This window comes from Tolypothrix tenuis PCC 7101 (genome assembly GCF_963874875.1).
Taxonomy (GTDB): Bacteria; Cyanobacteriota; Cyanobacteriia; order Cyanobacteriales; family Nostocaceae; genus Aulosira; species Aulosira tenue.
Genome location: NZ_CAWNJS010000001.1, coordinates 1,204,030 through 1,216,857, shown reverse-complemented (window position 1 = coordinate 1,216,857; position 12,828 = coordinate 1,204,030). Strand labels below are relative to the sequence as shown.

Sequence of the window (12,828 nt, the reverse complement as noted above, 5' to 3'; positions counted from 1 at the left end):
CGTGATGAATCTGGAGGAAGACGCGATGAATCGCGTCTCTACAAGGGGGGATGGGGTTGTTGTTCGCGATCGCGTTCCCAATTGATTGGGTTATCGATAATATATTGTCGAATTTTATCCAAGGCAAATTGATTGCGAATTATTTCATCATAAAACCGTTCTTGCCACCCAAAACCTTGATAAATTCGATTAATTTCAAACGTACATCGTCCCTTATACCACCGCACAATTTTAGAAACCGAATTTTTCGACAACATCGGATTAAACAACCCCGTCACCCCCCCTCTTGTAGAGACGCGATTCATCGCGTCTTCCTGTGCATTCATCGCGCCTTCTTCCGAATTCACCGATTCCATTTGTGTTTGATTAAGTATAAGAATCCCGTGAATATGATTAGGCATAACGCAAAACACATCAATATCACAATTAGAAAACTGATTAGGAATCTCACCCCACAACCTTCGTGCAACCTCTCCAACTTGTGATAACTGCATTTCCCCCTGCACAACCTCACCAAAAAAGCATTGTTTACCCTTCGTGCAAATAGTCAGAAAATATGCCCCATTAGTTGCATAATTCCATGCTGGCAAACGTGTAGAATCAACTCGATATTTACCGTTGTATTTAGGTTGATTATTATTTGGTTGAGGATGAGAATTATTCATGATTACATCTTTGATTAATGCAAAGAATTTATAATCATGCAATTATTGCCTTGCATTTATGTAATCGCCAACCCAAAAAACTCGGAATTATTCCTACAAAAACCAAAGCTATTCATCTTTACAATCAAAAAACGATCGCATTTCCATCCTGTTTAAAATATCTGTTTCAATACAGGCGATCGCATATTACGGATTTGGGTAAAATCCCAAGACATAATGATAATTAGATGAACAAAGCTGGCGATTGATTGACAAAATTTATCAGCCGCGATGAATATAAGATGTGCTGATTGATGCTAGAGAAGGGCAGATACTTTAGTTTAGAGCTTGCTTTGGGCTGAATTGGGGCGATCGCAAGGTAGGATAACCCAAGTACTACCCTAAAAAGCAGGTAAACAAATATCAAAGGCTCATTAATGAACTTCTGAGCTTAATTCACGAGCTTCTGAGCCTCATTAATGAACTTCCGAGCCTCATTCACGAGCTTCTGAGCCTCATTAATGAACTTCTGAGCCTCATTAATGAACTTCTGAGCCTCATTCACGAACTTCCGAGCCTCATTAATGAGCTTCTGAGCCTCATTCACGAACTTCTGAGCCTCATTCACGAGCTTCCGAGCCTCATTAATGAACTTCTGAGCCTCATTCACGAGCTTCCGAGCCTCATTAATGAGTATCAAAGGCTGGTGGATAAGTTAGCTTAAGGCAAAATCGGCGATCGCACCCAGCAAAATTGAGTTGGATGATAACTGTCATTGCGAACGCAGTGAAGCAATCCCAGCCCTCGCGATTGCTTCACTGCACTTCATTCCGTTCGCAATGACAAATGACAAACTACGAATTACCAATTAAACCTTGTATTCTCTCCACCATTTGCCTAACTTCTTCAGCATGAGGCGATTGGATACGCTGCAATATCTCCAAGGATTGCTGTAAATTATAAAGTGCCATATCAAAGTTTCCCTGTTTTGCCAACAGTTGCCCTAACATTCGCAGTGTCGCGGCTTTGCCTGGAATATCATCAATGCTTTCTTGAAGTTCCAATAATTGCTCATATAAGAGAATTGCTTCTTTAACTTTACCCTGTCTAGCATTAATAAATGCTCTGTTAGTAAGTGTTGTTGCCTGACCATTAACATTTTTGAGGCTTTTTGTTATTTCAAAAGAGCGTTCAAAATATGCAATTGATTTGTCAAATTGACCTTGTTTACTGTAGATAAATGCAATGCTATTTAATGTTACGGCTTGTTCATAGATATAACCATTATTTTCTTCAATTATCAAAAGTTCATCTAGAATAATAATTGCGTCTTTATACTTACCTTGCATATCATAGATATTTGCAATATTAAGGGACGTTACTACCTGACCTTGAACATTACCGATATTTTTATAGATTCCGAATGATTCCTGAAGATATGTTATTGCATCTTGAAGTTTACCTTGATTGACATAGATAGTAGCTATGGTATTCAAGGTTGTTGCCTTGCCTGGTAAATTATCAAGGCGTTCGTCTATTTCATTAACCTGCTGTAGATAGGTGATGGCTTTGTCAGACTGTCCCTGGCTGGCATACATACTGGCTATATCGTGCAATATGGCAGCTTGCCCCTTATAGTCACCTATGCGTATTGCTATTTCTAAGGACTGCTGATAAAAACTCATAGCTTTTGAAAATTGGCCTTGGAGAACATGTATTCCTGCCAGATTATGAATAATTGCTGCCTTAGTTTTTTCATCTTCAACAGGACAAAGACTTCGAGCCTTTTCATAGTCTTTGAGTGCTGATTCGATGTCACCAAGTTCTTTTTCAGAACGGGCTAGCTGATGAAAAATATGATAGTTATCGGTAATTTTTAAAGTAACCTGGCAAATGTTAACTGCTTGGCGAAATCGGCTGAGATTAATCCATGTTCTTGCAAGTGCAGTTGTAACATCTACAGCAATTTTCTCTGCTTTGCCTTTGTATGCTAGCTGATGAATTTCTAACGCTCGTTCCTCAGTTGAAGTTTCCGCTTGTTCCCACCACAGGCGATACAAAACCTCAGCCCCTTGCTTATACAAAACTTCCCCATCTCCCGCTAACACAGGCAAAATACGCGGCACTCGCAACGCCTCATCATGGCTTACTTCCAACAACCCCAACGCCACAGCCCGATTAATATAATCTTCCAAACTAGGGATATTCTCACAAACTGCGGCTAATGCTTCTCTTGGTACTGGTAACTCAAATACCAAACCCCGTGACAACATCTCCCGCATAGTTTCATCCATCTGTTGCAGCAGCGCCTCAGCCAAAACTTGCTCTCGCAACTCCACCGGATCTGCTGCTAACCTCTGCAAAATTGCTGCTTGATCAACAGTTTTATTTTGCAGAATCTTATCCAACCATTCCAACAAGCGCGGATTCCCATCCGCCAACCTCTGCGCCTGTAACTTCAACGCCTCATCAACCTGAGATTTATCACCAAAAGCAGTGAGGCGATTAAACTTTTTTCGCAAATCTGCGCCTTGCAGTGCATCCAACGGCTGCTTGTAGAAATACTGCAACAGACTAAATTCAAAATCGTAACGGCAAGTAATAATGATGCGGTGGGACGTGTAATTTTCTCTAATCGCCCAAACTAAAGCCTTCAACACCTCGGCTGCTTCCGCTTGCAACACATAACCTTCATTGCGGGGTGCTAAATTCACCTCAAAGTCATCCAGCACCAACAAAAACGACTTCCCAACCTCATGCAATTGCTGCAAAACTCGCCGCAAGCGAAATTTCAATTCTTCTTCGTAATTTTGTAAGCTTTTGCGTTGTTCGTTATCATCCAAGTTTTCCGCCAACCGACTCACCAAATTACCTTCATCAATTCTCTCCACCCAAACAACACGCTCAAAAGTCGGTAGTCTGTCGCATAGCCTAGCTGCTAAACTACTTTTACCCAAACCGCCCATCCCATGAATCAACACCCCAATTTCATTGCTTGATTGCGTCAATACCCTTAAACAATTTTGCAACTGACGGCGACGACCAACAAAACTTTCTCGCGTCGGGACTTTCACCTTACCCGCCGGATCTAAAAACTGGGTAGTCACAGAAGGCGCTGGTGCTGGTTTTCGTCCACGAGTCCGCAAGGGTGTGACTAATGCACCGGGTAAATCACCTGCTGCATACAGCCGCAACAAATGCCAATCCCGCGCTTGATTCTTAATTAATGCTTGGTAAGTACTAGCAACAGCCTCGACAATTTGCTTCCCCGCCGCTAATTCCTGATACAATGCAGCCGCCGCAGCCGTCGCTTCTGGATCTAAAACCTTTTGTCCCCAACCCAAAACCGCCTTCGCACCAGCTTGCAGCAATTCTTCCGCCATTGAAGGTACATCACCGCCATTACCAGCTTGCCCAGTGCGACAACCAGAGAGGAAAATCAGTTTAGGCAGTCGAAATTGTAATTCTTGGGCGATATCTGCTGCACTGGCATAGTAAGCTTCACCTGTGAGGGTTTCTGTAACAAAGCGCGGTTGCCCAGCTTGTAAAGTAGCATGACCAGTCAGGTGTAAAACATCAAAATAATTTTGGTCGTAACTATCAACTAAATAACCCAACTCCGACAAACAGCCGCTTTCTTCCACTGTCAAAGCTAAAGGTTGTCGCGCCGTCGCTGCTAAAATCCGCCCTTCCTCCGCTTCAAATTTGGATTATCAACAAAATACCGTAACTCTACGTAATCACCCGCAATGTACTTTAGCTCAATGTGGATAATTTGCACATTCCCAATCCCAACAACCCAGTATTATCCCCAAGTCTATCACCCCCAATCCCGTCCCATATTTGTAGAGACGCGATTCATCGCGTCTTAACCCATCGCGTCTTTACGATTCATCCCACCTTTACGGTTCCAAAATTTGCCGAATCTCCTCCAAAGTCGGATTCTTCAACAACAACCGCCTACCATTGCGCCCCACAATCAACACCTTTTCAATTCTTTTACCAGATTGTTTCCCTTGATACTCCTGATACCACTTGCGGATTTGTTCAGCAATTGGGATCGCACCCCCAACAATCCCCACGATAGTCGCCACCGTTGCAACTACTGTTTCTCGTTCCGGTGCTTCTGTATTTACCGTATAGTCACCAGATATACCAGGAATTGCCAACAACTCCTCCGTTGCTGCGATCGCATCCTCACCCTCAATTGCTACTTGAATATCTGCCATAAACTTACTTGCAATTCTTCCCAGCGTTATTTTAATGTCTGCCTCTTTGAGAAATACACCCTCATCTCCTAATACTGCTCGGTTAAGGATTTTCAACTTTGAATTTCGTTTGGGTAAAAGGGTAAGGGTTAAAGGTTTTTTCTTGCCCCTTTTTCCCTTCCCCTTTTGCCCTTCACCTCCCTGATCTCCCCAACATCCCCTGATGCTCACATCTAAACCCTCGACTCTCCCAAGCTTGCATATCCACCTCAGCCAATCTTTTCACCTTTGAACATTGGGGTTGAATAATTTGGCTGAAACCCGCCCATAACAAACTACGGGTGACATCTAATGCAGTTTTCTGCCAAGACTCACGATTACCAGGGATACCTTGCTCTTGAATAATATCTGGCTCTACCCAAATACCATTGGCTCCTAAGAGAATTTGCGCCATCCATTGCGCCCTCGGTAAATGAGTAGATGATGTAATTAACTTTACCTTATGTACTTTCCATCGCTGCAGAATCGGAATCCCATAATAAAAATTTTCCCAGGTAGAATTTGCACAATCCTCTAACCAAACGTTTTGCAACTCCGTACCTTCTCTCTGGAATAAGAGCCATATACAAGGCTCTAGGGAACCATGAGAAATCAAAATTGGCATATTCGGGTACCTTTTTGCCTCTCGAGCTACGTATATTTCTCGCTGAATGCTGCCACCAAGCACAAAAAGGGCATCTACAGACTGTGAAGATGCAGAAACTAGGGTTATAGTGGTACAAATCAGCCAAGTACCCAGGACAAAGCACGTACCACAAGCGACTTTTCGTATCAATCGCCACAGTTTCTTATCTTTTTTCTCGTGGGAAATTTGTGATTTGATGGAACCATTACGTTTCATGACGCAGTTACGAAAAGCTTGGTTAGCGGATGTTTAAAATACCTGCAACTAAGTTAGCAAGGTGCTATCTTATAAAAGTAATCAAGGGTGTAAAGTTGATGCAGATTACAGTGTCATAACTCCCAGATGATATTCCGGAGAAAGCTAGCCAACGGAGAAATGATTATTAATAAAGTTAAGCTATATTTTTATCATTCTTTTAAGAAGAAATGATGAAGAAAGGATAGCTGAACTTTGAGTATAAAAACTTAAAAAATTCTGGAAATCCTGATTGCTAAACTGTCAACAACACAATTATTCCAGCTAATATACATGAACCAATCTGCGAAACGTTACTCGCCGCTCCAAGTAGCCTTGATTGGTGGAGCGATCGCCACGACTGCCACTGTATCCGTATTTGGCCCTGCTTGGACACGCTGCGTTCGTGCTGCGCTCCAAGATAGCCCGAAAGCCTTAGTAGACCAAGTATGGCAATTGGTAAATCGTGAGTATGTTGATGGTAAATTTAATCAACAAGATTGGCAAGCTACTAGACAGAGCCTTTTAAATAAAAACTATTCTTCTCGTGAAGAAGCATACGTTGCAATTCGTGAAGCTTTGCAAACCTTGGGAGATCCATACACTCGCTTTATGGATCCCAAACAATATGAAGCGCTAACCAGCCAAACCTCTGGGGAAGTCTCGGGGATTGGCATTCGCATGGAATTGAACGAAAAAACCAAGCGGCTGACTGTTGTAGAAGCTATAGAAAATTCCCCAGCGCTGAAAGCAGGTATTAAAGCCGGCGATGAAATTTTAGCTATTAATGGCAAACCCACTCAGCAAATGAAAGTGGATGATGCGTCCAAGCTAATTCGTGGCAAAGCTGGTACTATTTTAACTTTGCGGTTAGGACGTACAGGGCAAAGTGCTTTTGATTTAAAGCTAACCCGAGCGACTATTGAAGTACCAACAGTACGTTATACCGTCAAACAAGAAGGTAACCGTCGCGTTGGTTATATTCGCTTACGAGAATTTAGTTCCCATGCTGCGGATCAAATGCGGCGCGCTATTCGCGATTTAAATAGTAAGCAAGTTAATGCTTATGTTTTAGATTTGCGGGGTAATCCTGGCGGTTTATTGCAAGCCAGCATTGAAATTGCGCGGATGTGGCTGGATAACGGTGGAATTGTCCGCACAGTAGATCGTGTAGGTGGCACAGAGGATACTAAAGCTAATCGTACTGCCATCACAAATCTGCCCTTAGCTGTATTGGTAGACGGTAATTCAGCTAGTGCTAGCGAGATCCTCACAGGCGCACTGAAAGATAATAAGCGAGCCGTGGTAGTTGGTAGTCAAACCTTTGGTAAAGCTTTAGTACAGTCAGTTCACGAACTCACCGATGGTTCTGGTTTGGCAGTAACTATTGCTCACTATTACACTCCTAAGGGAACAGATATTAACCATAAAGGAATCGCACCAGATATCAAGCTGGATTTGACAGAAGCACAGGAACGTCAATTAGCATCTAATCCCGATTTACTCGGTACACCAAGCGATCCACAATATGCTAAGGCGATTGCGGCTCTCTCTAATACTAACTTTGCTCAACCTCCTGCAAGTCAACCTTCTGGTGCAATGAGCAGCCGTGCTAACGACTTGAAATTTTAGTTTTCAATCTCAAGCTACTATTACTGATTTTAGAATTTTGGAATGGGAATACTAATTTAGGAATCTAATTAATCCCATCTCCAAAATTTTATTTTTATGAATAATTCATCAGTTGATGCAACCACTGCCCACAGCTTTTGGCCTCAGGTGTCGGTGGTTGTTCCTATTTATAATGGTGAGACAGATTTACCAGATTTAATCTCTTGTTTATTAGCGCAAACATACCCTCAAGACCGGGTAGAGTATTTGTTGGTAGATAATAATAGTAGCGATCGCACTCTCACTTATTTAAATACAGCCGCAGAGCTTTCTCCCCTCACAATTCGCCCTTTAAGCGAAAATCAAATTCAAAGCTCCTATGCAGCTCGTAATACGGGAATTAGAGCCGCTACAGGCGAAATTATCGCCTTTACTGATGCCGATTGTCGCCCGCAACCACAGTGGCTAGAATTATTAATTCAACCTTTTAGCGACCAAAATATAGTGATTGTGGTCGGTGAAATTGCCGCATTGCCAAGTAAAAATATTTTAGAACAACACGCCGATCAGCAAGATACTCTATCACAAAAGCACACACTTGCTCATCCCTTCTGTGCTTACGGTCAAACAGCTAATTTAGCCATTCGTCGCATCGTCTTAGAAAAAGTCGGTTTATTTCGTCCTTACCTCACTACAGGCGGCGATGCAGATATTTGTTGGCGGATTCTCTTAGCCAAAATCGGTGATTTAAAATTTGCTCCAGGTGCGATAGTGAAGCATCGCCACCGCAGCACCTTCAAAGAGCTACAAAGCCAATGGCGACGCTACGGACGCTCCAATCGCTACTTACATGAATTGTACGGTGTCAAGTTAATGCCAGGGCTAAAACCCAAAGACTATATTTATCGCTTAATCCGCTGGTTATTGAAAGAAATACCCAAAAATATTTTGCAGGCGATCGCAGGCAAAGCCACCCTTGTAGACTTTTTAAGTACCCCCATCGGTTTATTTACCGCCAAAGCCCGCTACTCTGGTCAAAGCGAAGCCAAATTACCAGAAAAAGCCCAAATCATTGAATGGTTATAGGTGTTTGTCATTGGTCATTTGTCATTTGGTAATGGGTAATTGGTGTTTGTTATTTCCCCTTGTCCCCTCATCTCCCATTACCCATTACCCATTACCCATTACCTAGTCCCCAGCCCCCATTCCCTAATTTCCTCCCCACTATCCAATCTCTGCCAACTTTCGCTAAATTGGAAAAAGGTATAATCAAGGAAATTTTCAATGTCAGCACAATTGTTACTGGTAGATGATGAACCAGGATTGCGGGAAGCCGTAAAAGATTATTTACAAGAAAGCGGTTTCAGCGTTCAAGTTGCCAGTAACGCCCGTGAGGGATGGGAATTGATGCAACAAAATACACCTGACTTAGTGATTTCGGATATCATGATGCCGCAGGTGGACGGGTATCAGTTTTTAAAACAACTGCGAGAAGATCCCCGTTTTCAAGCACTGCCTGTAGTATTTTTAACTGCTAAGGGAATGACAGGCGATCGCATCCAAGGTTACCAAGCTGGTGTTGATGCTTACTTACCCAAGCCTTTCGATCCAGATGAGTTAATTGCCATTGTAGAAAATTTGCTTGCCCGGCGCATTGCTAAGACTCCAGCAACAGGAGAAGAAACGGAAACTCCTGATATTGCGGAACTAGCGCATCAGATTGCTCAAATTAAGGCGTTATTAACCCAAAGAAACGCTATTTCTCAATCACCAGCACCTTTTAAAATCGATCTAACTCCCAGAGAACAAAGTGTTCTCAATTTGGTGGCTGAAGGGCTGATGAATAAAGAAATCGCCCGTCGTTTAGAGACTAGTGTGCGGAATGTGGAAAAGTATGTTAGCCGTTTATTTAGTAAAACTGGTACCAACAGCCGTACAGAGTTAGTTCGGTTTGCCTTAGAACATGGGCTTGCTAAATAAATGTCATGAATTGCAGATATTAGCTGAGAGCAAAAAGGGCAAGATTGAACAGCCAATAGTCAGTAATTAATCTAGGCTGTGCACCTGTTAATTCCCATATAGGTGCATTTGCTCGCCTATTGTCATGTTTACTCTAATTCGTTGCTTTTCTTATCCTCCTAAGTCACACAGACGCGATTAATCACGTTTGTACAAAAGTCAAAAGAATTGTATTCCAGGCTTTGACACCATTTTGAATGAGCTGTTGATTTATGCACCCTCTGTACTAGGCCTATTTCTTAACCCTAGATTTGCTCGCAAATTTAATTTATCCCTGATGATTTAAGTAAAATTGTCCTTCTAAACCAGTTTGAAGGGCGGAATGTAACTTCAAGCTGGCAAAATACTACTTTCAACTACTGCAATCGCTCAAAACATAAGTGATTAATTGAACAATTTTTTAAATGTTTAGAGTATATAAAGCCAAAGATTGCTAGCTAATACTTCGCCAACTTGAAGTGACACCCTGATTAAACGTATTTCCCAGAACAGAGAATTTTTTAACAAATTTAACCCGCCCTGATTATTGAAGCAGAACTGCATTAGTAGGCACCCAAGTATTTTCCGTAGTGCAAAGGGTGAGGGCTACTGTAAGACTTTCTGAGGCTGTTAGAGAGTCTGTTTAACTCCTAGCCGTGGGGTTAGATTACACAAGCCAACTCCATATATCTTGACAGCAGATGGATCAACTGAAAACAAATTCACCATTTGATGCTCAATTCCTAACTTCTCACTACTTAAATAATACAAATAATCATTGGCTATTATCTGCAAAATTACGTAAGCGCATCAGCTGACGACGCATTTGTGGTGAAGCTTTAAACTCAGAAACTTCTTGGGCTTTTACAGACGCGTGTAGGGTCTCTAAAAAGTCATCAGAGCCTTCAGTTAAAGCATCTAGCAGCACTTGCAATAATTGTTCGCGATCGCTTAACAGGCTTTTTTCTTCAACTAATCGGAATTTGAGATGTATTTCGCATTCATAAACACCTACTTCAATATTATTTATTTGGCGTGGTAAGGCTTTAGAATTCATAGATTTGAGGATTCCTTTACTTAGTGGTCATGAAGTTTAGGAGTTAGATCTCCACCAAAATTCTTTATATTGTCTTTTGAATCCAAATAGTTTTGAATTAAGAATTATTCTTTATCCATCACATTTGTCTTCCATCTCACACTCCTGTGTCTTTTTCGATTCCGGCTTTGGCTACGTAGGTTGTAGTCCTCCTAGACCAGAGGTGGTTCAGGTAAGCCATAACTATTATTCAGTTTTTAAGATTCTATACAATAAAGTTTCTGTAAGAAGTTGTTCGAGCTTTTTAAAGGTTTTTACATCAACTTTATCTCAACGTCAACAACAGTTTGGGATTTTACTGAAATTTTGGTGATTTTACTTACGTGAAAACACTAAATTTTTGATTTTTTATGAAACCTCAAGACTGTTGTAGCATAACTACGTAAATTTACTAGAAGCAGGTTTTTTTCTGCTCAAAATTAGAAGAGGTTGAGTAGCAAAGTCATTAAAAGTTTATTTTTGTTCTGAATCAAAATTATAGGCAGGAAAACACAGTAATGACCGCCTTTTACTACAAAGTAGAAGCCAAAAGGCTGATTAAGTCGGATTTTGAGCCGTGTGCATCTAGTTGGTGAATTCCTACGAACCGTACTAGCCTAACTTCAACCTCGGTCAATCCTAATGAGTCTTAATAGCTTGACATTATTACTGAAATATGGTTTGCATATTGCCGCCACAAAATTGTAGTTTGTAGAGAAATGAGAACTACATACCCCATCATTTTCTCTGGAGGAAATTTTGTCTGCCGTTCCTAGTTGAACAAACCTCCCTTGCCTATTTGTTAGCAGCTTCATAAATTAATGCACAAGCTTTTTGCTTCTAGCTTGTAAGTAGGTAATAGGGAACAGGGAACGGGGAACAGGTAAGAATTACTTATATGCTTGGTGGTGAAACTTATTTCATTGGGACTGCTTACCTAATTAAGGCAATTCCTTTTTATTTCCGGCATTTTAAGCTAGGGCATAACGTCTACAATGATTTCAGTGTAATTAACCCAAATCTTACACCTTTTATGGACAACCCGATGCTGCTCAAGTCTACAACCCGGCATATTCGCATTTTTGCCGCAGAAATTGACCGGGATGGGGAACTAGTTCCCAGTAATCAAGTCTTAACGTTAGACGTAGACCCAGACAACGAATTCAACTGGAATGAAGATGCCCTACAAAAGATTTATCGAAAATTCGATGAATTAGTAGAAGCATCTAGTGGCGCAGACTTAACAGACTACAACTTACGCCGCGTTGGTTCAGACTTGGAGCATTATCTGCGATCGCTCTTACAAAAAGGTGACATCAGCTACAATCTCCAAAGCCGCGTCAATAACTACAGTATGGGTCTTCCCCAAGTAGCAGTTGACGAGAAAAAGTAGAATTAACAGCTAAATTCTAGTGATTTAACTCGATATTTTGCGGTTAAGGGAGAAAGGAAAAGGGGTGCATAATTTGAATTCACTCTTTTTCCTTTTCCCGCGACCTTTTTGCCAAACTACACCAGAGATGGGAATGAGCGCATGGGGCATGGGGCATGGGGCATGGGGTATGGGAAAGATAGATTTTAGCTTGGTTGTGCCAAAATCGGGCGTGAATGACTAGCTTGAGAGTGATGAGTGCTGAGAAGCCACTGCGCCCTTACGAGTTTCCTGGCTTAAAGCAAATGGGGCTGCTGAGTAAAAATCCTTGAGAGTTTTGTGTCTGGCGGTGAAATTTTTTTCATTGGGACTGCTTAAACTAGGATTCAGATATTTTTTTGGCGTTGCAAGTCCCTGTAGGATTAGTAGCTGCAATTGAGAAAATTTATTAATTTTTATAACACTCTGGAAAGAGAATATTCTTGTACTCTGAGTAAATATTTCATTACCCTTTATTGAAAATAGGCATAAGTATTTTGTCCTTGTTCAGCCACAACTCCAACCACTGCAAGTATTGGCAGCATTTAACTAGTAATTAATCAGCTAAATATTTTACAAATTTTAAACTTGGGTTATCTGCTGTATTTTAGCTATCTGGCATTCTTTAATTTACAGTTAACTGCGATGTAGTAACTTATAAACTAAAGAAATACCAGCATTATCAGCCTATTTTGATGTAATAATTCATTAACAAACAATATAGTAATGCTGGGGTTATGTTTTGGTGAAAAAGTTAGAGTAAGCTGTGCTGATACATGGAAAGTTTTAGAGCAATAGAGGCTATGATGAGGCTGTAGGGTTGACTCAGGAGTGAGTTCTTTGGATAAGTAGATCAATAAGTATTAGCACCTGCTGCTATCCGCCAGCTAAAATCATTGATCCAAAGTTGGATATGTCAGGTTCAAGAAACTTGAGCGGTGTAATTACCGCTGCCAATGCTG

Annotated in this window: 9 protein-coding genes and 1 pseudogene; 4 read left to right on the top strand and 6 right to left on the bottom strand. The window is 41.3% G+C overall.

From position 1 onward, the window contains the following. Positions 1-38: 38 nt before the first annotated feature. The 5 genes and pseudogenes from AACU25_RS04900 to AACU25_RS04880 form a co-directional block, all read right to left on the bottom strand. Positions 39-665, bottom strand: a complete 627-nt coding sequence (locus AACU25_RS04900) for a transposase (protein ID WP_096574158.1) — start codon at positions 663-665, stop codon at positions 39-41. An 833-nt stretch (positions 666-1,498) separates the two neighbouring features. Then, positions 1,499-3,304, bottom strand: a complete 1,806-nt coding sequence (locus AACU25_RS04895) for a tetratricopeptide repeat protein (RefSeq protein ID WP_479688189.1) — start codon at positions 3,302-3,304, stop codon at positions 1,499-1,501. 30 nt (positions 3,305-3,334) lie between these two features. Then, positions 3,335-4,330: pseudogene (locus AACU25_RS04890) on the bottom strand (CHAT domain-containing protein); the annotation flags it as partial. Between the two features lie 216 nt (positions 4,331-4,546). Beyond that, a complete protein-coding gene (locus tag AACU25_RS04885) occupies positions 4,547-4,969 on the bottom strand; it encodes a hypothetical protein (protein WP_321206555.1) in 423 nt (140 codons plus the stop codon). A 76-nt stretch (positions 4,970-5,045) separates the two neighbouring features. After that, positions 5,046-5,753, bottom strand: coding sequence for a YdcF family protein (locus AACU25_RS04880; protein WP_190445564.1), 708 nt, complete (start codon positions 5,751-5,753; stop codon positions 5,046-5,048). Between the two features lie 312 nt (positions 5,754-6,065). Between AACU25_RS04880 and ctpB the strand changes: the two genes are divergently transcribed. The 3 genes from ctpB to AACU25_RS04865 all read left to right on the top strand — a co-directional run bounded on the left by ctpB (position 6,066) and on the right by AACU25_RS04865 (position 9,362). Further along, a complete protein-coding gene (gene ctpB, locus AACU25_RS04875; RefSeq protein ID WP_096574154.1) occupies positions 6,066-7,403 on the top strand; it encodes a carboxyl-terminal processing protease CtpB in 1,338 nt (445 codons plus the stop codon). A 96-nt stretch (positions 7,404-7,499) separates the two neighbouring features. Beyond that, entirely contained in the window at positions 7,500-8,468 is a 969-nt protein-coding gene (locus tag AACU25_RS04870) for a glycosyltransferase family 2 protein (RefSeq protein WP_096574153.1), read from the top strand. Positions 8,469-8,666: 198 nt separating this feature from the next. Next, a complete protein-coding gene (locus tag AACU25_RS04865; RefSeq protein ID WP_096574152.1) occupies positions 8,667-9,362 on the top strand; it encodes a response regulator transcription factor in 696 nt (231 codons plus the stop codon). A 793-nt stretch (positions 9,363-10,155) separates the two neighbouring features. On the opposite strand, the gene AACU25_RS04860 is transcribed toward AACU25_RS04865, so the two are convergent. After that, complete coding sequence (locus AACU25_RS04860; protein ID WP_045872609.1) at positions 10,156-10,437, bottom strand: Npun_R1517 family heterocyst differentiation transcriptional regulator; 282 nt, start codon at positions 10,435-10,437, stop codon at positions 10,156-10,158. A 1,051-nt stretch (positions 10,438-11,488) separates the two neighbouring features. Between AACU25_RS04860 and ndhM the strand changes: the two genes are divergently transcribed. Continuing rightward, positions 11,489-11,848 (top strand): NAD(P)H-quinone oxidoreductase subunit M, encoded by a 360-nt coding sequence (ndhM, locus tag AACU25_RS04855; protein ID WP_045872733.1) that lies wholly within the window; start codon positions 11,489-11,491, stop codon positions 11,846-11,848. Positions 11,849-12,828 lie beyond the last annotated feature (980 nt).